Below are 26,295 nucleotides of genomic sequence, written 5' to 3' on the forward strand. Positions count from 1 at the left end.
CTTTGCCGACCTAGCCCGGCAGCTTTTTCCGGTTGCCGGGCCCTTGGAAATTCTTTCCGCCATGCTGGCGATCCGTGCTATCAAACGGGCAACTGTCGACCTCTGTTCGACTTACGACAAACTCAAAACTTTCCTTCATCGGCAACGATTCTTTGGCACGCACATTGCCTTAGGGAAGAGCGTGTCCGGGGGGGCATGTTTCAGACCAAAGATTCATCATGGTTTACGGCCTGTATATTTCGGCAGAAGGAGCCCAAGCTCAATCGCGTCGCATGGAAGTGATTGCGAATAACTTGGCCAACGTCGACACGCCAGGCTTCAAGAATGAATTTGCGATCCTCGAAGCTCGCGATTCGGAAGCCATCAACCAATATCTCGATTCACCTGGCTCGGGCAGCATCAACAACATTGGCGGCGGGGTCATGATTCGTGACACGCAAACCAATTTCAAGCCCGGCCCCATTACTCCGACTGGCAACCGCGACGACATCGCGATCCGCGGAGAAGGCTATTTCCAGGTTCAACATGGCGATCAGGTCATGCTGACCCGTGGCGGCAATTTCCTGTTTACGCCCGATGGGCGTCTGACAACGCAGGAAGGGTACTCGGTGTTGTCCAGTGACGGTGATCCCGTCCAAGTCGACCCAGAAGCCAAGGCCGTTCACAGTGGAGCTTTCTACAACGAACGCGGAGAAGTGGTAATTGGCGGCGAAGTCATTCCGCTAGCTATTGCCAAACCGGAATCGAATGCCGACCTCGTGAAGTTCGGCAAGAACCTATTTCGATCGCTCGGTCCCGTCGAGCAGCTACCAGAAGAGCAGCGGAGTGCTGCCCCAGGAATGCTGGAACGATCAGCCGCTAATCCCATTACGGAAATGATGGCCATGATCGAAACGACCCGGGCATACGAATCCAATATCAACATGATCAAATCACAAGACGAAGCTTTGGGCAATTTGCTGGGCCGAGTCCTGCGTCAAAGCTAATATCCCCCTCGTAAAATACACGCGTACCGAAGGCGAACAAGGAAGTAAGCCATGAGTGTCCAAACCCTTTACACCGCAGCCACTGGCATGCAGTCGATGCAAACCAAGCTCGACGTCATTGCCAATAACCTGGCCAACGTGAACACCACCGGGTTTAAGAAGGATCGAGCCAACTTCGAAGATCTGTTCTACGATCACGAAGTTCTGCCTGGCAATCCAGACTCGACCGGTAACCTCACGCCGACCGGTACGGAAGTCGGTCTCGGCGTTCGCGTTTCCAGCGTTCAGACCGATTTCAAACAAGGTGCATTCACCAGCACCGATCGACCGCTCGACATGCTGATCGAAGGCGAAGGCTTCTTTCAGGTTCTCGATCCGAGCGGCGAAGTTTACTACTCCCGAGCCGGAAATTTCTCGGTCAATGCAAACGGCCAAGTCGTTACCGGATCAGCTGGTATCGGGCGTCCCCTTCAACCTGCGATCGTCATTCCCCAAGATGCCACCGCCGTCGAGGTCAGTCCCGATGGAATCGTTTCGGTCCAACAGCCTGGATCGAGCACGTTGAATGAAGTCGGTCAGATTCAACTGGCAACGTTCATCAATCCCGAAGGTCTCCTGAAGCTGGGCGAAAACCTCTATGCCGAGACGGGTGCATCTAGTGCCCCGATTACCGGCAATCCTCAAACCAATGGCTTGGGGCAGATTCGCAAAGGGATGCTGGAAGCTTCCAATGTCGAACCGGTTCAAGAATTGATCGATCTGATCACTACGCAACGATCGTTTGAGTTGAACTCGCAGACGATTCAGGCCGGCGATCAAATCTTGCAACTTATCTCGAACCTTCGTCGATAGGATCCACGTTTAGAATCATGACGATCGCGACTGTAACTCGTTCCCTTTTTAGCATGCTGGTAGTGTTGGCCATGTCCACTACGGCGATGGCTCAAACCGATCAGGTCGTATTGAAGACTTCCGCCATCGTCGGTGGAACACTGGTACGCTTGGGTGACGTAGCTGCCATTGAAGTCCAAGACCATAAACTTCGTGCTGAACTAAGCGAAATGGAATTGATGCCTGCCCCTGGCACCGATCACTCGACCTACCTCACGATCAACGATATCCGCTCGATCTTGGCTGCTCGGGGGATTTCAAGTGAACAAGTCTCTGTCACCGGGTCGAACCGAGTCCGCATGGAAGCAGCTTCCGTCCAAGAAACAATTGAGCATGCGGCGGTTACGGCGAAGCGAATTCCACGTCGCACTATCAGCAGTCAAGTCGACCAACCACAAGAGATCATGACAGTAGCCCATGTCGTGCGAAACGTCCGCCGCGGCGAAGTCATTCAGGCAAGCGACGTCGAAATGCGAGAGTTGACGGTTATTCGTCGCGATGACTCCTACCCTTCCGCACTGCACAACGTAGTTGGCAAAGAAGCCACGCGAACAATCGCCGCCGATCGCCCGATTTCTTCCCAAGACATTCGCGAACCGATCATCGTTCGTCGAAACGATGTCGTCACGGTCTACGCTCACGCCGGCAATGTAATTGTGCGACGAGAAATGCTGGCCCTTAGCGATGCCGGTATGCAGGAACTCGTCGAAGTCCAACCTATCGAACCCAAGCATTTCGGCCGGGCACGCCAAGTGGAACGCTTTCAAGCCCAAGTCACCGGTCCAGGGGAAGCAATTGTCCTGGGGGGCCACGTAAAGGTTCCTACTTCGAAGCCATTGATGCCCCTGCCGCAACCGGAGATCAATCGATGAAAAATGCTATCGTAGCCTTCGCCTTGCTGCAATTGGTAGCCATATGCGATGACCTCTTAGCACAGCAAAGTGGCCCGATTTCGAGCCTCGGACAACGCAACATGCCGGAAGGACAGATCGCCGAAGGCATGCCTTACAACGGCACCACGAAAGATCTCAGCTGGATGTATCGTGAATTGCCTCCGCCACGCCAGGTACAAATTCACGACCTGATTCATATTCGTGTCGATGAACGAGCCCAGGCCTTTTCCGACGGCGAAATCGACCGAAAGAAGAGTGGGCAGTACGCAGCGATCCTGACCGACTGGATTCGCCTGGACGGCATCAACTCGATCAAGCCCGCAGTTCAAGCCGACGGTGATCCGAGAATCACCGGCACGCTCAATCAGCGTTTAAAGTCGGAAGCCGAGATGGAGACATCCGAAGGTCTCAAGTTCACCATCGCTGCCGAAGTCCAAGAGATTCTGCCCAACGGTACGCTGAAGCTGGAAGCCCGCAAGACGATCACCGTCAATGACGAGATTTGGGTTTACCACCTGCGTGGCGTCTGCCGCACCGAAGATATCAACCCAAACAACACTGTGCTGAGCGAGCACCTGGCCGACCTGACAATCACCAAGGAAGATCACGGTTCGGTTCGCGACGCTTATCGCCGAGGCTGGTTTCTGACCCTGTGGGATAAAGTCCACTGGTTCTAAGACTTCTCCTGGCTAACCAATACAGAACGTCATCATGAACACTCAAATGACTCGACAACTCGCAAGCCTGACAATCTTCGCTATTCTGGCGCTCGCCGGTGCTACCGTCGAAGCTCAGGTTTCGCGAACTCAGTACAGTTCGATTGATTCGCAGCGATTTCAAATCAATCGACCATTGTCCGATTTCGTCCGAGTCAAAGGGCAAGAGGGTAACTACCTGCAAGGGGTTGGCCTGGTAGTCGGTTTGAAGGGAACCGGCGACTCGGATCTGACGCCTACGCATCGTGCGTTGTCGTTAATGCTCAAGCACATGGGCAACAACGCAGGCAGCGGCCCAGGCGGCGAATACCTGCCTGAGGAACTGAAGAACATCAAGAACATGGCGTTGGTCCTCGTTCGTGCGAACATTCCAGCCGAAGGTGCCGAGGAAGGGGACTTCATCGACTGCGAAGTCAGCTCGCTAGGGGCCAAGAGCCTTGCCGGCGGCACGCTGGCGATCTCGACGCTACAAGGGCCCAACCCGCACGACAAGACGGTTTGGGCACTCGCTAGTGGGCCTGTCGAACTTGCCAAGCAAGACATTCCAACTCGAGGCTACGTTATGAATGGCTGCCGCATCGAAAAGACGATTCGTAACCCGTTCGTTACCCAAGACGGGAAGATTTTCCTGGTCATCAATGAAGGTCATAAGGATTGGCGGATGGCCCAGGAAATCGTCTTCGGAGTGAATAACCTGGAGCAGAACATCAGCCGAGGCACCAGCGGTCAGATCGCCAAGGCACTCGACCAGAAGACGATCGAAGTCACGATTCCTCCTCAATACAAAGAAGAACCGGTCTTCTTCGTCTCGATCCTCATGGAAACCCCGATCGTCGACAGTTTGCTGAATAACAAAGTCGTGATCAACAAGAATCAAGGACTGATCGTGATTGGCAGCGACGTCGAGATCGGTCCTGTCGTGATCAATCACAACGGCATCAAAGTCGAAACCGCCAACCCAGAAGCGTCAAAATTCGTCACCGTCGACACGCAGAAGCAGTACGCGACACGCCTAAAAGACCTGGAAGACGCCCTGACGACCTTGAAGGTCCCAGCGACGGACATCATCGATATCGTCGAAGCATTGCATCACCAGGGAAAAGTGTACGGCGAACTGATTTACGTCAACTAAGAACCGAAATAGTACCCTCCCAATGAACGTCAACACACTCACCTCGGCATCCGGCGCAGCGGCCCCCCAAGGTCAGCTTCGTGAGAAATTCGACCAGTTCGTGGGCGAATCGATGTTCGGGCAGATGCTCAAGAGCATGCGAGAATCGGTCGGCAAGCCGGCTTACTTTCATGGTGGCAGGGCAGAGGAAGTCTTTCAGTCACAATTGGATCAGCTACTGGTCGAGAAGATTTCCGATGCGAGTGCCGAGCAGATTTCCAAGCCGATGTTCGAGCTTTTTGCCGCCAATATGGGCAATCGGCATGACGCTTCCGAGCTTTCTTCGTTTGTCAGCGAAGACGAAGCCCAGCAGGCGATCCAACAACTTGAATCGCTTAAGCAGCAGAACAAATCGCAAGGCACTGAAATCAACTCAGCGGCTTTGTCGCAGTTGGACGTCTCCATTTAGTACATACTGTTTCCCACTCTTAAGTAAGTGGTTTTGATCGATATGACTTCGCCAATGCCTTCCACAGCAGAACATTCGTCACCTCCGTTGAACCTCGAGAACGAGACGGCGACCTTTCTGCAGAAACTATCCGACGTCCAAGCCGACTTGTTGAACGTCTTGCATCGCAAGCGAGAGCAGATGGTTGCAAATGACCTGGAAGCCATGGAACAAACCATGGTCAGCGAACAGGCATTGCTCGATCGGCTCGATCAACTCCGCGACTCGCGCCAAATGCTGCTAGCCAATGCGAAGGGCAAGGGGCTACCATCCGATAGCATGCACTCGCTAGCAAGAGCTTTAGACGAGAATCAAACTGGCGAACTTGCGATGAAGGCGCATACCGCGAAGGATGCGATGCGTCATATTCAGAACGAAACACTGACGAACTTCGTGCTAGCCCAACAAACCGTGTTACATCTTTCGCAATTGCTACAAATCATTGCGACCGGAGGGAAGCTTAAACCGACATATGAAGCGGAGAATGCCTCGAATCAAGGTGGAACCTTGGTAGATCAGGATGCATAGGTCGTGCTAGCGCGGCTCGCCTAACGAGGTAAACAAGGATGTCTCTATTTAGCTCTCTACAACAAGCGAACAATGCCCTGCAAGCAGCCCAGGTAGGTCTGCAGGTTACGGGCAACAACATCGCTAACGTCAACACGCCGGACTACCTCCGACAGCGCGTCATCTATACGCCTGCGCCGACGCAAGCGGTCGGCAACCTGCGTCTAGGTCTCGGCGTGAAGGTCGAGGCGATCGTTCAGCAGGTCGACCACTTTCTGGAAGAGCGCCTACGCGGTTCACGAAGTGACCTTGCCAAGGGAGAAGCCGAAGAAAACACGTTCACGCAACTCGATGCCCTCATCGGTGAACTGAGCGATACCGACCTCAGCACATCCCTCAACAACTTTTTCGGCTCGATCAACGACATCCTTAACCAGCCGGAAGACTTGGGGGTTCGCAACCTGACAATACTTCGTGGGCAAACGCTGGCGGACGATATCTCTCGGCTCTATCAACGTGTTCGCCAAGTGCAACTCGATACGAACGATCGAATCCGTGACGCTTCCGGGACGATCAATGGTCTCTTGACCGACATTGCTGAACTCAACGTAAAAATTACGCAGATGGAAGGGGGCGTTACGCAAAGCGATGCCGTGGGGCTTCGTGACCAACGCCAACGAAAGCTGACTGAGCTATCCGAGATGATTGGTATCCGAGCCGTGGAGCAGGAAAACGGCTCTGTATCCGTATTCGCTGGGGGTGAATACCTGGTAACCGATGGCATTTCCCGACAAGTTTATGCCGATGAAGAACCACGCGATGGCGCCAATTTCGTCGACATCAAAATTGTCGACTTTGAATCTCCCTTGCAAACCGACACAGGCAAGCTTGCAGGCCTGGTGAATTCGCGCGATCACATTCTCGGGGACTTCCTCACGCGACTCAACGATTTCGCGAAGTCATTTACATTCGAGTTCAATAAGGTCTTTAGCAGCGGCCAGGGGCTAACCGGTTACGAGTCGATAGAAGCCGAGCACTTTGTCAGTGCCGATCAGTGGGATGATGCGCTCGACCAGGTCGGACTTCCGTTTACACCGGAAAATGGTTCGTTCCAAGTCAAACTGCTCAATCGGCAAACAGGCGTCACGGAAACCCACGACATCTTCGTAACACTCAACGGCACGAACGAAGACACTTCGCTAGAAGACCTGCAAACGGCGTTGGACGATATTGACGGACTCTCAGCGTCAATCAGCCTGGAGGGGCAGCTTCAAATCAATGCCGATCAACCGAACATCGAATTTGCCTTCGCAGACGACACCAGCGGCGTATTAGCGGCCCTGGGCGTAGGCACATTTTTTACGGGCTCGTCCGCGACTGATCTTGGCGTGAACGAGATGGTCAGCGGCGATCCATCCAAGTTTGCGGCGAGCCGATCTGGCATCGGCAAAGACACAGACAACGCGCTGGACCTCGCGTCGTTTGCCGATAGAGCCCTAGACTCCTTTGGCGGGACAACGGTTGCCGCGTTTTATAAAGACATGGTCGGGGGAGTTGCACAAACTGCTGCAGTTACCAAGGGTATCACCGAAGGCTTTCGCGTCTTCAAAGATACGCTCGAAGGACAGAAGCTTGGCGTTAGCGGGGTGAACTTGGACGAGGAAGCAGTGCGTATGATCACCTTTCAACGTCAGTTCCAGGCATCATCCCGCATGATCGCCACGCTGGATGAACTATTAGAGATTTTGGTCAACCTGTAGGGAGGGCCTCAGCCTGCGAGTCCTTGACACTGAGCCCAAGCTCAGCCTCGCGGCCACGGAAACATATCCATGACACGTATTATTCCGGTACCCACAGGTCGAACGAGCGACTACCTTCTGTCGCAGCGTCTCACCAATCAAATGTCGGCTGACCAGCTCGACTTGCTTCGTCTGCAAACGCAATTGGGTACCGGACGTCGCGTGCTTTCCCTCAGTGATGACGCGCCGGCCGCCATCCGCGGCGTCACGCTCCAGTCGTTGTTGGAGCAAAAGACACAAATCCAAACCAATTTGATTACCAGCCAGTCTTATCTCTCGGCGACGGACGTAGCACTCGCCAACGTCCAGACGACACTGAACGATGTGAAGGGGTTGGCCGTTCGGCTCGCTGACACAACCTTTTCCGATACCGAGTTGGCCGCAGCCGGAGAACAAGTTGAACGTGCGATTCAACAACTGATGGACTTGGCCAACCAACAGTTTCGCGGACGCCACCTCTTCGCTGGATCCAATACCACGACCAAGCCGTTTCAGACGCTCGAAAATGGTTTGATCCAGTACCTGGGCAATACTACAGGACTGCAAAGTTTCGCCGACATCGACTTGCTTTTCGATACGACGGTAAATGGGCACGAAGCGTTTGGCGCGATCAGTCAGCAGGTCAAGGGAATTGGGGACCTGAATCCTATCGTAACTGGGTCTACGAAGCTCTCTGATCTCCGCGCGGGTAAGGGGATTCAGAAGGGGAGTTTCCAGATTTCGGATGGCCTCTCGCCGCCAGTTACCATCGATATCAGCAAGGCGAACACACTCAATGACGTGGTTCGCTTGATTGAATCCAATCCCCCTGCCGGCCGTAAAGTAACGGCTCGTATCAGTGATACGGGTCTGATTGTCGACATCGACGATGCCGGAGGAGGCAACCTGACTATCCGTGAACTGGGCGGCAGTCGCGTCGCGGCACAACTGGGGATTCTTAAGACCGAAGGTAATCTTACCAACCCGATCGTAGGGGCAGACCTGAATCCAAAGGTTACGCTGACTACCAAGATTTCTAACCTTCTGGGCACCAAGTCGAGTGCGATCATACAATACCCAGGTTCTAACAACGACATCCTCATCGAGGCCAATGCCAACGGTGAGTCACTCAACGGAACCAAGATTCAACTGGTCGATGACAACCTGCTGAAAGCAGGTACCGGGATTACCCGTGGCAACGAAATCGTCACGAAAGGTTCTGATCTATTGCGACCTCAGGCGACGTTGAACCTGGACGGAGCCGACAATGATTTGCTGCTCACGGCAAATTCGACCGACGGCAGTCTTGATGGCGTACAAATCATTATCGACGCTTCCAACGACATCGGTGATTCAGCCGTTATTGGTCCCACAACGCTGGTAGATGGCGTCCCTACGATCACCGTCCTGGTCGATGACAGCGACGAGACAAGTCTCCAGACATTAATGAACGCGTTTGCCACCGACGGACGATTCGCGGTCGGAAAGGCCAACACAGGCGAAGGATTCAACCCAGCAGCTGCCGTAACCGCCGTTAACGATGGTCTATCGTCAACGGCCACCGTAACTACGCAAGCCGTCAAGGCCAGGGCTTCGCTTCCTCTTGTGGGTGGCGGAAACGATCTGACACTGATCGCGAATCAAGCGGGTGAACTATTTAACAATGTTGAAATCGTAATCGACGCATCCAACAACCTGGGGGACGCCGCCACCGCGAGCTACTCGGACAACGGAACAACGCGTCGACTGACGATTCAGATCGACGACGACAACGAAACTACCGTTCAATCGATTATCAACGCCATTGCGGCAGAAGGAACGTTTTCCGTTACCAGCGACAATGGTAACGGCGAATCGTTCAATCTGGCCGCATCGGTGAATGTGGCAAGCGCCGGCACGATCGGAAATACTGGCAACACAGGGGGTGACACTGACGCGTATTACGTTCAGGTCGCCTCAGGCACAACGACTGCAGACGACCTAATCCGGGCGTTGAACAACAGTGCTACGTTCTCGGCAGACTTTACCGCCAGCATTGACCCCAAAGATACAACTGCTGAATTCCTGACCGCCAGCGGCACGGTCAGTACTTCGGTCATTGGTGAAACATCAGGTGGCTCGGGAACCACGTTCGACAGTGAGTCTGGTATCCAAATCCAAAATGGATCGGTCATCACGACACTCGATTTCAGCGAAGTAGAAACCGTAGAAGATCTGCTAAACGTCTTCAATGGCAGCGGTGCAGGCCTTGTCGCCGACATTAACGCCAATGGGAACGGAATCAATGTCCGCTCAAGTGTAAGCGGAGGAGATTTCTCGATTGGCGAAAATGGTGGGCAAACCGCAACGCAGTTAGGCCTACGCAGTTTCACGACAGAAACGCGACTCTCCGAGTTGAATTTCGGTCGGGGAGTCACCGGCACCGACGGAACGGACTTAACGATTACCCGCAACGATGGCGTCGAATTGGAGCTCGATCTTTCGACCGCTAAAACCATCGGTGACGTGCTGAATTTGATCAACAATCATCCGAACAATCTGGATGGCAACAACGCAGTGGTCGCACGCCTCTCGGAGTTCGGCAATGGTATCGAATTGATCGACGACAACCCACCTGGGTTTGGTCGTCTCATGGTATCGCAAGGTGTTCTTAGCCACGCCGGCGTTGATCTCGGCTTGATCCCGCCTGGGCAAACCGAGGCCACCGTATCGGATTCACCGGACGCTTCGCCTGCCACGGCAATCGTTCAATTTGCAGAGCCAGACAACGTCAACAATGCCATTAAACTTACGGCCCAGAACCCGGGCATCAGCTACAACGATATTCAAATCGAGTTCGTCAACAATGCCGCCAGTGGCAACCAGGCCCTGGTCTCGTTTGACCAGGCGACGCAAAAACTGACGATCGACGTCGATCCGGCGCTGACTTCCGCGAATACTGTCATTGCCGCAATCCAAGCCGAGGGAACGTTTTCCGCGGAACTTTACGCGGCGGAAGATGCCACGAATGCAGGTACGGGGCTGATCACACAAACTGGCGTCCTTGCAACGACCAATGGTGGAACACCGGTAGCAGATTCGGCGGCAGCGACAGCCGATATCTCGTTTGCTTCGCCGAATCACCTCAATACTGCGTTCTCCCTGGTCGCAAAATACCCGGGTACACGCATGAACGACGTACAGATCGTCTTCGAAGACTCTCTGTCTGGCGGTGTCCCCAGCGCAGTTTTCAATTCAGCAACTAAGACGCTGACCATTCAAATTGAAGCGGGCGTGACGACGACTAACCAAGTCATTGCGGCGATTGACCAGCAGGGGGATTTCGATGCCAAGCTGAGCTTCGCCAATGATCCGACCAATTCTGGCAGTGGGATTATCAACGCAACAGGAACGGTCGGAACCACAGCCGGCGGCAGCCCGGAAGTGCTTCAAGGTCGCAATGTCAACCCACAAGAAACCAAAGGTATTTTCAACTCACTCCTGCGGCTGAAAGACGCGATTGCTTCCAAGAATGTCCAAGAGGTCTCTCGGATCGCAGGGCTGCTGGAAGAAGATATTGAGCGCCTGAGCTTTACGCGTGGGGCACTGGGTGCCCGAGACCAGCATGTGGATGTGCTGAAAGCTCGTGGTGAGGACGAGATCCTGGAATTGAAGACGAATCTATCGTTGGAAATTGACGTCGACATTGTGCAGGCGATTTCGGAAATGACCGCCAAACAGGCGTCTTTTCAAGCCTCGTTACAGATGACAGGCCAACTCTACCAATTAACCTTGTTGGACTTTATCTAGTCCGACTTTGACGATTTTATGGATTCCACCGGCCAATCGGTCGATAGAGAGAATAGGGCGTTATCTTTGCGTCCACTACTATTTCGCCGACAAGATTGCGTAAGGATGCCAGGGGCCATGGAATTCAAAACCACTCGCTTCGGCCAGCTCGATATCCGCCAAGATGAAATCATCACCTTCCCAAACGGAATGATCGGGTTCGACAATCATACGAAGTGGGCCATTCTGGCGGATGAGTCGAACGAGTCCGTTGGCTGGCTGCAGTCGCTGGAAGACCCAGGGCTCGCTTTCGCGGTCGTTAGTCCACGGCGATTCATTCCGAGTTACAAAGTGCGAATCAGCCCAGAACAAGCCAGTTCGCTGCAAATCGGCGCCGGCATGGAGACCTTTGTACTGGTAGTCGTAAGTCGGGAAGACAGTTTGGTTACCGTCAATCTACGAGCCCCTCTGCTGGTAAATCTGTCGCTTCAGGTTGGCCGTCAGGTGATTACGACCGACGAACAACCCCTGCGGCATGTCATTGCGACTGAAACAATCCCTCTGCGTCGCAGCGCTTGAACATCCGGACTTGCCGTCAGAACAGTATTCGCGGATTGAAAAGTGAATCCGCATCTCTAGGTGTCCGATACTCAACACGTCGAGTCATAGCAATGCACTGCTATCATTGCTGGCGAGCGACTGCATTATGGCAGTCATTCGGGGCTGGACGGAATCTTACAAGCACCAAATGCCCAATACCCTGATTGAAATAAAAGTAGGAAGGAGCCAGAGATGCTGGTACTCTCGAGGCACCGTGACGAAAGCATCATGATCGGCGACAACATTGTCATCACGATTGTGGATATTCGTGGGGACAAAGTTCGCCTGGGCATCGCTGCCCCTCAAGACATTCCTGTGCACCGCCAGGAAGTTTACGAGGCGATCAAGCGCGAAAACATGCAGGCCTCCGGCATGCAGCCAGAAGACACGGCCATGATGAAAAAGGGCCGCAAATAATTGCGGCTGTGATATGGAGGTCGTCTATCCATCAGCCAGGCGACCTCCTCATCCCTCTTCCTTAGCGTCAATCCGCACAGTGAATCTCACTTTGCGCTGCATGAATTTACGGCAGTCCGCACAGCGGTACCTCGCCCAAATTCCCTCTCCCAGCGGATTTTTAGCGAAATATCTCCCACCGAGAACTGCATCCGGTACGTTAGGTCCTCCTATCGATCACAAATACGTGATGCGTGCTATCACAGCGGGAAAACAGGGCATCTTGACACATATGAATATGCCTTTGCCAATCAATTCTCGCCTACAAACGAAAACCTTGGTGGTGCGGTCGTAACGTCTAGTCCGACGATGCGGAATGAACAAGGGAAACAACTTCCGTCAAGTCAGACGTCAACGAAAAAGAATGTCTTTATCTCAAGCTAGTGTCAAAGTGTGACGATCTTCCCATTTAGACGTTTCAGAATCCTCGCGGAAGCTGCGCCGACCACGTAGCTAGCTCGGACAAGAGGCGTTAAGCGGGGGCAGGCCCAAACTGGCTACGACGTTCGTAGAAAGAAACCGTGGCCAAAACTCGAGATTGACAATCGTTCGTTCCCAATATTTCGGGGCTGCGTTTTGCAGCCGCACCAGCTGAGTCACGACTCCCCGTCTCGGTTGGAACCAAACGTAGTCCTCAACTAGGAGGGGTGTCTCAAAATGACCCGAATCAATACTAACGTCAGCTCACTCATCGCTCAGAACACGTTATCGCGTTCGAACAACGACTTGCAAACCGCTCTGGGTCGTTTGAGCACCGGTCTCCGGATCAACCGAGGTAAAGACGATCCAGCTGGTTTGATCGCCAGTGAAGGTCTTCGCAGCGATATCATCAGCGTGGAGAAGGCCATCACGAATAGTGAACGTGCCAACCAGCTGATCGCTACCGCAGACAGCGCACTTGGTCAGGTGAGCCAGCTTCTCAACGACATCCGTGGCTTGACTTCGGAAGCAGCCAATACGGGTGCGTTGAGCGAAGAGCAGATCGCTGCTAACCAGTTGCAGATCGACTCGTCGCTGGAAGCCATCGACCGTATCGCACAAATCACTTCGTTCCAAGGCAAGCGTCTACTGGACGGTAACCTCGACTTCATCACCAACGGTGTGGATACCAAGTCGATCGAAGGCCTCCGAGTCGACCAGGCCAACTTCGGTTCGTTTAGCGAAATCGGCGTCTCGGTCAACGTCGTTAAGCAAGCAACTCGTGGTCAGCTCAACTACAACTTCGGTGCCATCGCCGAAGATCTCGTGCTGCAAATCGGCGGCGGCAACGGTACCGAAGCATTCAACTTTGCTAAGGGTTCGACCATCGAAGAAGTTGCTTCAGCCGTCAACTTGGTCTCGGACGCTACCGGCGTGGAAGCCATCGTCGAAACGGCTGCCACCAAGGGCACCCTGGTTGCGTCGAGCTACGGCGAAAACAACGACGTCTTGATCACTGCTAACGAAGCCGGTTTCGATCCTGGTGACGTCCGCATTAAGTACACCAAGGGCACCACGAGCACGACCAGCGCGACTTACACTGCTCCGGTTGGTGAAGATCCCGCTCAGATCGAAGTCTCACTCGGCGTTCGCGATTACGAAGCCGCTACGGTTACCGTGGACGATGCCGGTACGGACAACGACTTTACCATCACGGCCAACATCAAGGGCGCGGACTTCAATGGCGTTCAGGTTGTCTTCGCTAATGACGGTGCCGCCGGTGCTGAAACCGTTGACTTCGATGCCGACGCCGGCACGCTAACGATCCACAAGGCTGCGACGTCGACTGCCGCACAGCTTGTTACGGCAATTAACAATACCGCTGTCAACGATCAAGTCGCCGAGTTATTCACGGCAGCTCTGGTCGAAACGACCGGTGGTACGGGTGCTGGTGCAGTTGCCTCCGCAGGTGCTGCTGGCACGTTCGCCGGCGGTGTTGATGGCGGCGACGTAATCGCCACGGCCAACGACGTTGTCACGGCGATCAACGCCGCTACCGGCAACGACAAAGTCACTGCTTCGCTTGAAGCAGGCAACAACGGCTACGGTATCGTCTCGGAGTTCACCGACGTTGCTTACAGCGGTGTTGCTGAACAGAACAACCGCCTGCAGTTCCTGGCTCCTGAGTCTAATCCGAACATTCGGTTTGTTTCAAACCCAGGCACGGAACTCAGCATCGACACGACGACCGATCCTCGTGTGGAAGGACTATCGTCCGCTACGCTGCAGAGCGATGATGCGAACGCAACGTTCACTGTCTCCGCAAAGCTGAAAGGCAGCGAGTACGACGACTATACGATTTCGTTTGTCGACGATACCGACCTGGCCGGTAATGGCGACGAATACGTTATTCTCGACAAAGAAAACAAGACGCTGAAAATCTATGTCAACGATGCTACGTCGACGGCCCAAGATGCTGTTGACGCGATCAACAACGACACGTACGTCAGCGACTACTTCGGAGCCGACAACTTTGGTTCCAGTGACGGTTCCGGCGTCATCACCATCGCCAATTACCCATCGTCGGTTGACACTGCGGGTGGCGTTGTTTCGGAAGGCACGCTGATCATCAACCTGGCTACCGACGAGAACGGCATTATCACCACGACCGCGAACGACCTGATCGCGTTCTTTGATGATCCAAGCCAGTTCATCAGCGACGTCACCGAAGCATCGGACGCCGCCTCCTACCTGGCAGACCGTGGCATTAGCGTCACCAATTCCGGTGGCAGCGACGGCTCCGGTGTGTTGGCCGTCACCTCGGACGATATCACCTTTGCTACGAGCGGAACCGACCTTGAAGACGCTCAGGCATCCGGTACGACGTTCGCAGTGAATGGCGTGAATGCCCAACTGACGCTCACCGCCATCAACAGCGGTGAAGACTATGACGATGTCACGATTCAGTTCGTTGCTGATGGATCGGTTACGGCCGGTACTGATGAACGTGCTGAATATGATGAGGCTTCCAAGACGCTGACCTTCTACATTCAAGAAGGTGTCACGACTGCAGCCGATATCGAAGACATTTTCACCTCTAGCGATCCTAACTACGATGCTGATGTCGCTGCCTTGTTTACGGCCACCGCAGGTGGTACAGGTGCTGGCGTCGTCACGACCGACGATACAGGTACGCTGACCGGTGGTGTTGTCGATGGTGGCAGCGTCCAAGGTGCTGCATTGCAGGGCAACTCGGATCTGGAAAACACCGGTTTGACTTTCCAGGCAACTCGATACGGTTCGGACAGCTTCGTGAGCGTGAAAGCTCTGAGCGGAACGTTCCACTTGACGAACGGTAGCGGTGTCGCTGCCGATCGTTCGGAAGGTACCGACGTCGACGTCCGCATCAATGGTATCCAAGCCGTGGGTGACGGTCTGAAGGCTTCGATCAATACCTCGTCGCTCGACTTGAGCTTCTCGTTGAGTGCGACCGTCAGCGACAGCTCGAAGCTAAGCTTCCAGATCTCGGGCGGTGGTGCCTTGTTCCAACTGGGTCCAGACGTGGTTAGCAATCAGCAAGCCCGCCTCGGTATTCAGAGCGTCAGCACCGCAACCCTGGGTGGTGTCAGCGGTCGCCTGTTCGAGCTGCGTTCCGGTGGTTCCAAGAGCCTGACCTCCGACGTCGGTGGTGCTGCCAAGATCGTTGACGAAACGATCACGGTCGTCACCCAGCTTCGAGGTCGCCTGGGTGCGTTCCAGAAAACGACTCTGGAATCGAACATCTACACCTTGAATGACACGCTGGCCAACCTGACCGAAGCTGAAAGCTCGATTCGCGACGCGGACTTCGCCGCTGAATCGGCTAAGCTGACCCGGTCGCAGATTCTGGTCCAGTCGGGTACCTCGGTGTTGGGTATCGCCAACCAGAACCCACAAAACGTCCTGAGTCTGCTCCGTTAAGAAGCAATTCAGTTCCAATAAAAGGAAAACGCCCGACCTTGTGGTCGGGCGTTTTTCATTGGTAGTCAGATCGATCAAAACTACCTAATCGGAAAATTCCTCCAGCCTATGGCCAAGGATGGTCGATAAGGGAGATAAGCGCGGGTTTGATTTCTGCGGAACTATTGCGTGAGCGAAAGCTCACCCATGCGACACGAAGATAATGGCAGGCATTCAAGCCAATACAGGTCTCATCACTGGCATTCCGATCACGGAAACGGTCAAGCAGTTGATTGCGCTCGAAGCTCAGCCTCGCGATTTGCTGGTCAGCCGCACCGAGTCCATCAATAAAGAAGCGGCGGCCATTGCCGAGCTGACAGCCAGTGTCTTGAGCTTTCAGTTCACTGCGAAGAAATTCGAGAAAAGCACGCTCTTCAACACATCGAAAGCCACAAGTAGCAACACTTCGTTTCTGTCTGCCACAGTTACCGGAACACCCAAGACCGGCAACTACCAATTCACACCGATCCGGACGGCCCAGTCGCAGCAGCTACTTAGTTCTGGCGTCGCCTCCCTTACGCAGCCACTGTCTGCAGGCAAGATCCAGATCAGTCACGGCCCCAAGCTCGATGACGGGATTTCCCTCGACCAACTTAACGGGGGACAAGGAGTTCAGCGAGGTAAGCTTCGCATCACTGACCGCAGCGGAAGTAGCGCCGCCGTCGATTTAAGCTATGCCCAGACCATTGACGATGTGCTGGATGCGATCAACAACAATGATGACATTCAGGTTACGGCAACCGTCGATGGCGATCGTATCAAGCTAACCGACAACTCGGGATCAACCAGCTCGAACCTCATTGTTCAGGCCGTCGGAAGTAGTAGCACAGCCGCTGACCTAGGTCTGGACGGCATCAACTCCGCGTCGAACACCGTCACGGGCGCCGATCTGCTGAGCCTGCATGCCAACACTCTGCTATCTTCGCTTAACGATGGAAACGGAATTAGCGTAAACCGTGGTGCGGCTGATCTGTCCGTTTCGTTGCGTGACGGTACCACGCTAGAGATCGATCTTGGCAAGTCGGCTGCCCCGGAGGACTTCGCCACGGCCACAACCAAGTCAGGGGATGCCCGGCTCAGCTTCACCTCAGTACAAAATGGCAGTGATTACGACGCCGTTCAAATCATCTTTCAAGATAATGGTTCGATTACCAAGGGGAACGAAACGGTCGTTTTCGATAGCAACGCCAAGACGCTGACGTTCCAGATTGACGCAGGCAAAACCACAGCCGCAGATATCATCACGGCGCTCGAAAATGATGCGACTGCCAGCCAATACTTCACGGCTGAAACCGTGAACAACGGCCTCGGAAACGGAATCATCGATCCCAACAAAGACTCCGTTGCCACTGCCGCCACAACCGGAACAGCTGCCGCCACGACAACATCCGTCGACCCGAATGCCGCGATTACCCTGACCGCCAATGGTACCGGCGGGACTTACGATGATGTAACGATCGTTTTCGTCGATGATGCAGGCGTGACCGCCGGCTCAGAAACGATTACGTACGATGAATCCGATCCAGACAACAAGACGCTTACTATTCGGATCGATGCTGGAAACTCGACCGGCACGAACGTCATCGATGCCATCAACAACGATCCCACGGCAAGCGCGCTGTTCACGGCCTCCAATGGAACCGGCAGTGACGGTAGCGGCCTGGTCGATGTTACCGACACGGCCGTAACAGCCGGAGGTGTCCTGCTATCCTCGGCAACTACCCCAGACGACGCTGCCAATGGCCAAGTCAACTTCACTGCCAAGGTGAAGGGGGCCGACTACGATGGCTATCAAATCGCCTATGTCGCCGATGGCGCGGTAACGCAAGGCAATGAAGCCGTCGAATTTGACGCGGATGCAAAGACCATCACCGTTCGCATCGCGCAAGGCGAAACGACGGCCGATGACGTTGTTACGGCACTCAACGGCAATACGGCCTTTGCCGCGACTTTCACCGCTTCCAAACCCACCAGCGCTACGGGCGACCGGATTGTTGACGCTTCGATCGAAGCGACGACCGACAAAGGGGAAGCCAGCGATGCTTCCGAGCCACAGACTCTGGGCGAACTAATTGATACTATCAATGGAATCGATCCCACTAAACTGCGAGCGCAGATCAGTGATGACGGCGACAGCATCGAACTCATCGACCTGTCGACCGACAGCGGGGGGACATTCGCCGTCAGCAGTATCAACAACAGTTCGACTGCCGAGGATCTCGGGCTTACTGGCACGGCATCAGGCGGTACGCTTACCAGTCACAGGCTTCAATCAGGCCTGAAAACGACGCTACTAACCTCTCTCAATGGTGGCCAGGGATTGGGCACGCTCGGCACCATCGCACTGACCGATAGGTCGGGCAGCTCAGCCAATGTCGACTTGTCCTCAGCTGAGACGATTGAAGATGTAATCGAATTGATCAACGCATCTGGACTGGCCATTAACGCTAAGGTTAATGCGTCAGGCACAGGCATCTCGCTAACCGAAACAAGTGGCTCGTTCACCAGCAACTTCATTGTGGCGAACGCGGACGGAACCAACAGTGCGGAACTGCTCAACATCGAGCATGACTCGACCAGCTTGACCGTCAACTCAGGCAATCTTGGTCGCCAGTTCGTTAACGAGAATACCAGGCTTGATGACCTCAAAGGGGGTGCCGGTATCGAGCGAGGCAAGTTCCTAATCAAAAACAGTGAAGGAAATACGCGGCTATTCGATCTGACTGACGCCTCATTCGAAACGGTTGGCGACCTGATCGACACGATCAACGCTCAGCTGACACTGAACGTAGAAGCCCGAATCAATGATCGTGGCGATGGCATCGTTCTGATCGACAAGTCGTCAGGCTCTGGCAAGCTTACCGTAACCGAAGGCAGTTCGATCAATACGGCAGCCAGCCTTGGTCTTCTTGGCACTGGAGTAGAGAAAGAAGTCGACGGCGTCAACCGTACTGTGATTGAAGGCTCGGAAGTCACGACTATCGATATTGAAGCAGGGGAAACTCTGCAAGACGTCATCGACAAGATCAACGATGCAGATATCGGCCTATCGGCCAGTTCACTCAATACGGGGTCCGGTACGAACCCTGTACGCTTGTCGCTGACCAGCACAATTTCTGGAAGCAAAGGAAGAGTCGTTATCGACTCTAGCCAATCGCAGTTTCGATTTGATGAAATCGTTGAAGCCCAGGACGCTTTGTTGCTGTTTGGCTCTTCCAGCAATGCAGCCGCAGGCATCCTGACGTCGTCAAGCTCCAACAAATTCAACGAAGTATTGGAAGGCGTATCGTTAACCGTCAATGCGGCGTCCGAATCTGCCATCAACGTGAATGTTCAGGTCTCAGACGAACCCCTGTTAAAGGCTGCGCAGGAGTTCGTCGATCAATACAACGCATTGCGTGACAAACTCGATTCACACACCTTCTTCAACGAATCGGACAACACGACGGGCATCCTCTTTGGGTCGAACGAGGCATTGCGCATTGACACCGAACTTGGCAACCTGATCACTTCACGTCTGGCTGGAAACGGCAAATTCCAGTCGCTCGAACAGCTTGGTTTCGAGTTCAATGATACCGGCAAGCTGAGCCTGAACTCGACCAAACTCAAAGCAGCGTTCGAGCAAGACTCGGAAGCCGTGGAAACTTTTTTCACACGAGAGACCACAGGCTTCGCGCTCAAGGTCTTTAATCTGACCGAACAATTCGCCGGCAGAAACAATTCGCTGCTTGTCAGTAGAGCACAGACGCTTCAATCCCGCACTGACCTCAATACAGATCGCATCAAGGCGATGACCGAGCGACTAGAACGCAAGTCCGAGAGCCTTCTCAAAGAGTTTTACAATCTGGAACTGACCATCGGAAAGTTGCAGAATAACCAAACGGCATTGAGCCAAATTCAGTATATCAAGCCAGATGGTACTACTGGGTAATTACCGCGTTGCTCAGTGTTTCCCCGCAAGACATTTGGAGTACCGGTCGATATTACCGATAGACCCAACTCTTCGATCCTCGACTGACCCAAGTTGATATTCATGAGCTTTGCTAGCGATTCGACGGAAAACTACCTGGAAACCGAAGTCCTCACAGCGACTCCGCAAAAGCTTCAGTTGATGATGATCAACGGAGCGATTCGCTTTGCGTACCAGGCCCAACAACTGAGCGAACAGCAAGAAAAGGAAGAAGCCTGGGAACGCCTGATGCGTTGTCGAGAGATCGTCGCGCAGATTCTTTGCAGTATCAAAAACGATGGCAGCGAATTGATGCAGAACGTTGCTGGGATCTACTTCTTTCTGTTCCAGGAACTCACCGACCTGCATGCCAAAGACGAGTACCACCGCTTGGAAGGCGTCTTGAACGTTCTCAACGAAGAACGTGAAACCTGGGAAGAACTCTGCCGGCAGATGCCTGAAGCCCCGGAACGTCCCAGTGACAGCCAGCGGGAAATTACTTCTTCGGATGCCGAAGAGATGATGGAAACGCTCGACGAAAGTGCTAATTCTGAGAACTTCGAGCAGCGCCCGCTTGGTTCGTACGGCTATGGAAGCAATGAGGACTACTACCCCAACTCCGGTGGTGGAATATCATTTGACGCTTAATCGCGGCGGAGACCTCAACTTACGCCCCAAAAGGCGTGTTATCCGGCCAGAATCATGTCGGTTCCCTGGTTGATGAAAAACACCAATCCACGCAACAATGGATGGTTTGATTTTCACTGCTTCACCCCAACCAGGGACTTAGTATCTTGGCCGAGAAAAAACTGATTCGCGTAGGGCATAGCCCTGACCCGGACGATGCCTTCATGTTCTACGCATTGGCCTGCGACAAGATCGATACCGGCAACTACCGGTTCGAGCACGAGTTGGTCGATATCGAAACGCTCAATCGTCGCGCCTTTTCCGGCGAGTTGGAATTAACCGCGATCAGTATTCATGCGTACGCGCATTTGCACGACAAGTATGCCATCTGTTCGTGTGGAGCGAGCATGGGGGACAACTACGGCCCCATGGTCATCGCCAAGCAGAAGTTCACTCAAGACGAGCTCAAGACCAAGACGATTGCCGTCCCAGGCACACTTACGTCCGCATTTCTCGGATTGCGTATGTACCTTGGCCAGGAATTTGACCACGTCGTCGTTCCGTTCGACGAAATCATCGAAGTCACTGCTGCTGGTGAGTATCAAGGCAAACAGGTTGATGCCGGCCTGATCATTCACGAAGGCCAATTGACCTACCAACGCCAAGACTTACAGTTGATCGTCGACCTGGGAGTCTGGTGGTACGACCGGACCGATGGATTGCCGCTTCCTTTGGGTGCCAACGGCATACGTAAGGACCTGGGGGATGAAACCATTCGGGAAGTAACCCGACTGCTGAAAGAGAGCATTGTCTACGGTTTGGAAAACCGTCAACCCGCACTGGACTATGCATTGCAGTTCGGCCGAGGACTCGACAACCAACTCGCTGACAAATTCGTCGGGATGTACGTCAATGACTGGACCATTGACTTCGGCGAGCGCGGCCGTGAGTCGGTTACTCGCTTCTTGAAGGAAGGCTACGAACTCGGGGCGATCCCCGAATTGATTACGCCGGAATTCGTTGACGGTTAGTCGGTCAAATTCTTTGCGGAAATCCTTTCCAAATTGATGGTGATCGGTACTCCAATTGCGTGGTAATATTGGAGTACCGAGATTCACTGAATTGAAAGGAAAGTCCCCGCAGCATGACAACTTGGCAATCGAGACTAAGTGCGGAGATCGAACAGAATATCGATCATCTCGTCCAATTTCGTCGGAACTTGCATCGCTTTCCGGAAGTCTCTGGCGAAGAATTTCAGACAAGTCTCTCTCTCTACCAAATTCTGGGCGATCTTGGTCTATCCGTACGCATGGGGCCCGACGGCCGAGGTGTAATAGCGGATCTCGATACTTTTGAAAGCGAAGGATCGACCGCAATCGCTCTACGGGGTGACATCGACGCTCTTCGTATCCATGACTGTAAGAAGGTTGACTATTGCAGTCAGGTCGACGGAGTGATGCATGCCTGCGGTCACGATGCCCATACAACGCTCGTCCTGGGTGCAGCTCAAGCAATTCAAGCACTCGCAAAGAGCAATGAATTGCCCTGGCCGATACGTGCTCGCTTCATTTTCCAGCCTGCGGAAGAAACATGTGTGGGCGCGAAAGCGATGATCAAGGCCGGAGCTCTGGAAGACGTCTCCGCCATCTTGGCCACGCACATGGAGCCTGGGCTTCCTTTCGGCAAAGTGGGCTTCCGAAAAGGAGAGTTGACAGCCAATTGCGAAGAGATTCGCATCAACATTCATGGTTCCAGCGGTCACGGGGCGCGGCCATATGAAGCCAATGATCCGATTGCCGCAGCGGCGCAGCTCATTAACACGCTCTATTTGGCCATTCCTCGCGTCACCCAAACCCACGAAGCGGTGGTCGTCAGTTTTGGGCAGATCCATGGGGGAACCAGCGCCAACGTTATTCCCGAGACAGTCCAACTGCAAGGCACCATTCGGACCCTACAATCGCAAACGCGGACCGAGACCATCCGTCACATCCATCGCATCGCCGAGGGGATTGCGATGGCGACCCAAACCGAAATCGAAGTCAGTTTCGATTTAGGAACGCCTGCGGTCCGAAATGATGGCACCGTGATCGACTTGCTCAAAGAGAACTGCGTCGAGCTTTTGGGCATGCCTGCGATCCATGAAGTTCCGCGAGCCAGTATGGGTGGCGAGGACTTTGCGTTCTACCTGGACCATGTGCCGGGAGCGATGATTCGGCTGGGATGTGCTACGCCTGGATCAAGCACCTGGCCTCTTCTGCACAGCACGCGATTCGACATCGATGAACGTGTTTTGCCGCTGGGAGCTAACTTGCTGGCTCGTAGTGTGATCGCCTGTTTCGAGCCTGGCTCACGATTCCATACTTATTTGCTACAGTCTCGGACGACTTCTCATCCCGATTCGACTTCAGACTAGGATGCCCCACATGTCGAAAATCGAGTTTCGTGCCAACAATTACCCGACCCTTGGTGTTGAGTTGGAATTAGGCCTGGTCGATAGCAAGACGATGCAGTTGTCGTCCGCAGTTCAAACCATCCTCGACCAGTTGCCGGAAGAGGAAAAAGGGCAGTACAAGCCAGAATTGATGCAGTGCTGTTTAGAGATCAACACAGGAATTTGCCATACCGTTGGCGAAGCGGAGCAGGACCTTTCCGACAAAATCAAACGCATCGAAACCGTACTCGACAAGTTAGGCCTCCAACTTTGGTGGGCAGCGACGCATCCTTTCTCGCGTTGGAAAGATCAAGTCGTTACCCCCAATCAACGCTACCTGGATCTGCTGGAACTATTGCAAGAGATGGCCCGGCGCCTGGTCACCCAGGGATTGCACGTACATGTGGGGGTCGAGTCTGGCGACAAAGCAGTCATGCTTTGCGATCGCATCATGCAATACTTGCCTCTGCTATTGGCCCTCTCCAGTTCGAGTCCCTACTGGGAAGGTCGCGATACCGGCCTTTCGTCTCATCGCAGTAAAATCATGGAGGGGCTGCCGACTGCCGGAATTCCGACACTCATGCGGAACTGGAGCGAGTACGTATGGATCGTCAACCACATGGTCGATACGGGCTTCATCAACACGATTCGTGAAATCTGGTGGGACGTTCGTCCACACCATAACTTTGGAACGGTCGAAGTGCGTATCTGCGATATGCCTGGCAGCTTAGAAGATGCTTTGGCCCTGACTGCCATGACCCAATGCTTGATCGTCTATCTCTCGCGTGAGATTGACGAAGGAGCCTATCAGCACGACTGCCACCCTATGATGGTTCGGCAGAACAAGTGGCGAGCAGCCCGGTTCGGGACTTCGGCTCGCCTGGTCAACTCGTTCACCTTTGATGTCGAAACGGTGCCTGAGATGACAAAACGCCTGGTAACCAAGTTGGCCCCACTGGCCAAACGGCTCCAGTGTGCCGACCAGCTTGAACACTGCAACGTGATCGCCAATCGCCCGAGTTGGGCATCGCAACAGCGGAAACTATTACAAGAAACAGGATCAGCGGCCGAGATGGTCCGAATCCTGACGGATGGTTCGAGACTATCCAAGGCCGCTGCTTCCGATGAATCAAGCGTATAACCAATCGGTCAATTAAGCCGTACCGGCAGGGTTGAAGTATTCCGGCTCCCTTCCGGAAATCCATTTGATGTTGCATCCAATGCTGGGCATATGCGGTTCCGGCACCGGTTGCCCCGCGACAACGGCATCAACCGCCTTGCGAAGATCTTCGCCGGTCACAGCGATGTCGTTACCAGGCCGACTGGCGTCGAACTGCCCACGATAGGCAAGCTTCTTTTCGGCATCAAAGACATAGAAGTCAGGCGTGCAGGCCGCTTTGTAAGCCTTGGCAACACTCTGATCTTCATCGTACAGGTAGGGAAACGTATAGCCGCGATTCTCGGCCTCGTGGACCATTTGCTCTGGCGAATCATCTGGGTAATTCGCAACGTCATTGGAACTGATCCCGACCACAGCAACCCCCTTTGCCTGGCACTCACGACCAAATTCGGCCAAAGCATCGGCTAGATGCTTTACGAAAGGACAATGGTTGCACATGAAGATAACGACTAGTGCCTTAGCATCAGCAAAGTCAGCAAGCGATACCATCTTCGAATCGACATTCAACAGCGAAAAATCGGGAGCAGGCGTTCCCAGCGGAAGCATCGTACTGGCGGTCTTAACCATCGAGAAATCGTCCTAGGGTGGGGGGTCAGGAAGTCGTGAGTCGTTCCCGTATTCTAACGCAGTCGCAGGCTCTCTCAACCGCAGGCCGTGTGAACGGTGGCATTAAGATTCAGCGATACCAAACAGCTTTCGAGCGTTTGCCGTCGTGATACGTGCCATCTCGGCGGCGCCGACACCTCGCTCACTTGCCAGGCATGTTCCCGTGTGAATGACAAGTGCCGGCTCGTTGGGCCGCTGTTTACGGCATGGCTCGGGACTCAAGTAGGGACAGTCGGTTTCCACGAGCAAGCGATCTGTCGGGACAGTTTTCGCCACGTCGCGTAGTTCCTGGTTTCTCTTGAACGTCAGCATGCCGGCGAAACTAATATGCATCCCGCACGCGACACCTAGTTCGGCAAGTTGGGCATTTCCGGTGTAGGAATGCAAAATCCCCGACAGCGGCCCGTCGGCCTTCGAGTTTTCTAACCACTGGACGATGTCGTCTTCGCAGTCACGCATATGAATGACGAGCGGTTTGCGGTATTCCCGCGACTTTTCAACGTGCCAACTCAGGTACTGTTTCTGAAGTTCGATTGGGGCAAAATCCCAGTATCGATCGAGGCCAGTCTCTCCGATAGCAACCACCTTAGGGTGAGGAATCAGCTTTTCCACCTTATCCAGGTCTCCGTCGTTTGCCTCGGCACTATGATTGGGGTGAATCCCCACGGAAGCATAGACCTGTGGAAAACGCTCGGCCAACTCAACGCAAATTCGGCTATCTTCCAAGGTGGTACCGATCGCCACAATCGTGCTGACACCGGCCTCTTCGGCTCGGCCTAAGACATCTTCGATTTGAGGCAATATCCCCTCGTCGAACAAATGGGCATGCGTGTCAAACCACTCCACGATGGATTCTCTTCTCCAAGATCGAAACTGCGAATACGAAACGGTCCATGGTAACGCGGACTATGCCGGGACGAAACGACGGCTACGCCTTCATTGCAGGAGAATTACCGTTCGCGTCGGCTAGATTCTCCAGATGCCCCATCGCCATACCAATCGCCATATGCACTAAAAGATAGGACGACTGATCTCGATCCATCCACGTAGCAATTTCTTCCAATGTCTGAAGCAGGCGATGCTCATAGAGTGTCATTTCCCGCAGAATAAAATCGAGCGAAAGGTCGTTCAAGTCCGTATAGTCCATCGGAAAATCGCCCAGCATAACGGGACGACCATCCGCTTCAAGCACACGTAAAATACGCTGAACCAAATCGTGATGGTCTGCAGCAATATCCTCGATAATACCTGCCTTTGCTTCGCTGCCAATCCTGACCCAGGGCCGAGCGTAAGTTAGATAGGTTGGCAGGGACCGATGATGCAATGCGGCAATTCGGTTAAGCAACTCATACTGTTTGGCAGACAACATT

The 26,295-nt window shown here is 53.9% G+C and carries 20 protein-coding genes; 17 read left to right on the forward strand and 3 right to left on the reverse strand.

Translation table 11 applies throughout. The features are described from left to right. The first annotated feature begins 218 nt into the window (after positions 1-218). The 17 genes from Pan97_RS22335 to Pan97_RS22415 all read left to right on the forward strand — a co-directional run bounded on the left by Pan97_RS22335 (position 219) and on the right by Pan97_RS22415 (position 24,280). Positions 219-986, forward strand: coding sequence for a flagellar hook-basal body protein (locus Pan97_RS22335; RefSeq protein WP_144976489.1), 768 nt, complete (start codon positions 219-221; stop codon positions 984-986). Positions 987-1,037: 51 nt separating this feature from the next. After that, complete coding sequence (gene flgG / locus Pan97_RS22340) at positions 1,038-1,838, forward strand: flagellar basal-body rod protein FlgG (RefSeq protein ID WP_144976491.1); 801 nt, start codon at positions 1,038-1,040, stop codon at positions 1,836-1,838. Positions 1,839-1,855: 17 nt separating this feature from the next. Then, positions 1,856-2,749 carry a flagellar basal body P-ring formation chaperone FlgA gene (gene flgA, locus Pan97_RS22345; RefSeq protein ID WP_144976493.1) on the forward strand — a complete coding sequence of 298 codons (894 nt, stop codon included), beginning with the start codon at positions 1,856-1,858 and terminating at the stop codon, positions 2,747-2,749. Then, positions 2,746-3,447 carry a flagellar basal body L-ring protein FlgH gene (locus tag Pan97_RS22350; RefSeq protein WP_144976495.1) on the forward strand — a complete coding sequence of 234 codons (702 nt, stop codon included), beginning with the start codon at positions 2,746-2,748 and terminating at the stop codon, positions 3,445-3,447. The genes flgA and Pan97_RS22350 overlap by 4 nt, the downstream gene beginning before the upstream one ends. A 46-nt stretch (positions 3,448-3,493) precedes the next feature. Then, positions 3,494-4,618, forward strand: a complete 1,125-nt coding sequence (locus Pan97_RS22355) for a flagellar basal body P-ring protein FlgI (RefSeq protein WP_165698923.1) — start codon at positions 3,494-3,496, stop codon at positions 4,616-4,618. A gap of 22 nt (positions 4,619-4,640) precedes the next feature. After that, entirely contained in the window at positions 4,641-5,066 is a 426-nt protein-coding gene (locus Pan97_RS22360) for a rod-binding protein (protein ID WP_144976499.1), read from the forward strand. Between the two features lie 54 nt (positions 5,067-5,120). Further along, on the forward strand, positions 5,121-5,633 hold the full coding sequence (flgN, locus tag Pan97_RS22365) for a flagellar export chaperone FlgN (protein ID WP_165698924.1): 513 nt from the start codon (positions 5,121-5,123) through the stop codon (positions 5,631-5,633). 38 nt (positions 5,634-5,671) lie between these two features. Beyond that, positions 5,672-7,372: a flagellar hook-associated protein FlgK gene (flgK, locus tag Pan97_RS22370; protein ID WP_144976503.1), complete on the forward strand. Its 1,701-nt coding sequence runs from the start codon at positions 5,672-5,674 to the stop codon at positions 7,370-7,372. Between the two features lie 69 nt (positions 7,373-7,441). Next, entirely contained in the window at positions 7,442-11,179 is a 3,738-nt protein-coding gene (locus Pan97_RS22375) for a flagellin N-terminal helical domain-containing protein (protein ID WP_144976504.1), read from the forward strand. A 117-nt stretch (positions 11,180-11,296) separates the two neighbouring features. Then, positions 11,297-11,737 (forward strand): flagellar assembly protein FliW, encoded by a 441-nt coding sequence (gene fliW, locus Pan97_RS22380; RefSeq protein WP_165698925.1) that lies wholly within the window; start codon positions 11,297-11,299, stop codon positions 11,735-11,737. 213 nt (positions 11,738-11,950) lie between these two features. Beyond that, positions 11,951-12,175: a carbon storage regulator CsrA gene (gene csrA / locus Pan97_RS22385; RefSeq protein ID WP_105354695.1), complete on the forward strand. Its 225-nt coding sequence runs from the start codon at positions 11,951-11,953 to the stop codon at positions 12,173-12,175. A gap of 696 nt (positions 12,176-12,871) precedes the next feature. Next, a complete protein-coding gene (locus Pan97_RS22390) occupies positions 12,872-16,093 on the forward strand; it encodes a flagellin (protein ID WP_144976508.1) in 3,222 nt (1,073 codons plus the stop codon). 202 nt (positions 16,094-16,295) lie between these two features. Further along, on the forward strand, positions 16,296-20,063 hold the full coding sequence (gene fliD, locus Pan97_RS22395; RefSeq protein ID WP_144976510.1) for a flagellar filament capping protein FliD: 3,768 nt from the start codon (positions 16,296-16,298) through the stop codon (positions 20,061-20,063). A 102-nt stretch (positions 20,064-20,165) separates the two neighbouring features. Beyond that, complete coding sequence (fliS, locus tag Pan97_RS22400; protein WP_144976512.1) at positions 20,166-20,729, forward strand: flagellar export chaperone FliS; 564 nt, start codon at positions 20,166-20,168, stop codon at positions 20,727-20,729. 146 nt (positions 20,730-20,875) lie between these two features. Further along, positions 20,876-21,739, forward strand: a complete 864-nt coding sequence (locus tag Pan97_RS22405; RefSeq protein WP_144976514.1) for an MqnA/MqnD/SBP family protein — start codon at positions 20,876-20,878, stop codon at positions 21,737-21,739. Between the two features lie 113 nt (positions 21,740-21,852). Then, positions 21,853-23,121: a M20 metallopeptidase family protein gene (locus Pan97_RS22410; protein WP_144976516.1), complete on the forward strand. Its 1,269-nt coding sequence runs from the start codon at positions 21,853-21,855 to the stop codon at positions 23,119-23,121. 10 nt (positions 23,122-23,131) lie between these two features. Further along, a complete protein-coding gene (locus Pan97_RS22415) occupies positions 23,132-24,280 on the forward strand; it encodes a carboxylate-amine ligase (RefSeq protein ID WP_144976517.1) in 1,149 nt (382 codons plus the stop codon). 12 nt (positions 24,281-24,292) lie between these two features. Here Pan97_RS22415 and Pan97_RS22420 read toward each other — a convergent pair whose 3' ends face one another. The 3 genes from Pan97_RS22420 to Pan97_RS22430 form a co-directional block, all read right to left on the reverse strand. Next, complete coding sequence (locus tag Pan97_RS22420) at positions 24,293-24,886, reverse strand: thioredoxin family protein (RefSeq protein WP_144976519.1); 594 nt, start codon at positions 24,884-24,886, stop codon at positions 24,293-24,295. A gap of 102 nt (positions 24,887-24,988) precedes the next feature. Further along, the gene (locus Pan97_RS22425; RefSeq protein WP_144976520.1) at positions 24,989-25,771 is read right to left on the reverse strand and encodes a TatD family hydrolase; all 783 of its coding nucleotides are present in this window, start codon (positions 25,769-25,771) and stop codon (positions 24,989-24,991) included. Between the two features lie 82 nt (positions 25,772-25,853). Beyond that, positions 25,854-26,294: a hypothetical protein gene (locus Pan97_RS22430; protein WP_144976522.1), complete on the reverse strand. Its 441-nt coding sequence runs from the start codon at positions 26,292-26,294 to the stop codon at positions 25,854-25,856. Position 26,295: the final 1 nt, after the last annotated feature.

The sequence above is a fragment of the Bremerella volcania genome (genome assembly GCF_007748115.1).
GTDB lineage: Bacteria > Planctomycetota > Planctomycetia > Pirellulales > Pirellulaceae > Bremerella > Bremerella volcania.

Excerpts from the sequence above, each read along its gene's own strand:
- Pan97_RS22335 (WP_144976489.1), top strand. The coding sequence starts at position 219 with ATGGTTTACGGCCTGTATATTTCGGCAGAAGGAGCCCAAGCTCAATCG.
- flgK (WP_144976503.1), top strand. The coding sequence starts at position 5,672 with ATGTCTCTATTTAGCTCTCTACAACAAGCGAACAATGCCCTGCAAGCA.
- Pan97_RS22350 (WP_144976495.1), top strand. The coding sequence starts at position 2,746 with ATGAAAAATGCTATCGTAGCCTTCGCCTTGCTGCAATTGGTAGCCATA.
- Pan97_RS22420 (WP_144976519.1), bottom strand. The coding sequence starts at position 24,886 with ATGGTTAAGACCGCCAGTACGATGCTTCCGCTGGGAACGCCTGCTCCC.
- Pan97_RS22410 (WP_144976516.1), top strand. The coding sequence starts at position 21,853 with ATGACAACTTGGCAATCGAGACTAAGTGCGGAGATCGAACAGAATATC.
- csrA (WP_105354695.1), top strand. The coding sequence starts at position 11,951 with ATGCTGGTACTCTCGAGGCACCGTGACGAAAGCATCATGATCGGCGAC.
- Pan97_RS22390 (WP_144976508.1), top strand. The coding sequence starts at position 12,872 with ATGACCCGAATCAATACTAACGTCAGCTCACTCATCGCTCAGAACACG.
- fliD (WP_144976510.1), top strand. The coding sequence starts at position 16,296 with ATGGCAGGCATTCAAGCCAATACAGGTCTCATCACTGGCATTCCGATC.
- Pan97_RS22415 (WP_144976517.1), top strand. The coding sequence starts at position 23,132 with ATGTCGAAAATCGAGTTTCGTGCCAACAATTACCCGACCCTTGGTGTT.
- flgN (WP_165698924.1), top strand. The coding sequence starts at position 5,121 with ATGCCTTCCACAGCAGAACATTCGTCACCTCCGTTGAACCTCGAGAAC.
- fliW (WP_165698925.1), top strand. The coding sequence starts at position 11,297 with ATGGAATTCAAAACCACTCGCTTCGGCCAGCTCGATATCCGCCAAGAT.
- flgG (WP_144976491.1), top strand. The coding sequence starts at position 1,038 with ATGAGTGTCCAAACCCTTTACACCGCAGCCACTGGCATGCAGTCGATG.
- fliS (WP_144976512.1), top strand. The coding sequence starts at position 20,166 with ATGAGCTTTGCTAGCGATTCGACGGAAAACTACCTGGAAACCGAAGTC.
- Pan97_RS22355 (WP_165698923.1), top strand. The coding sequence starts at position 3,494 with ATGACTCGACAACTCGCAAGCCTGACAATCTTCGCTATTCTGGCGCTC.
- Pan97_RS22360 (WP_144976499.1), top strand. The coding sequence starts at position 4,641 with ATGAACGTCAACACACTCACCTCGGCATCCGGCGCAGCGGCCCCCCAA.
- flgA (WP_144976493.1), top strand. The coding sequence starts at position 1,856 with ATGACGATCGCGACTGTAACTCGTTCCCTTTTTAGCATGCTGGTAGTG.
- Pan97_RS22375 (WP_144976504.1), top strand. The coding sequence starts at position 7,442 with ATGACACGTATTATTCCGGTACCCACAGGTCGAACGAGCGACTACCTT.
- Pan97_RS22430 (WP_144976522.1), bottom strand. The coding sequence starts at position 26,294 with ATGTTGTCTGCCAAACAGTATGAGTTGCTTAACCGAATTGCCGCATTG.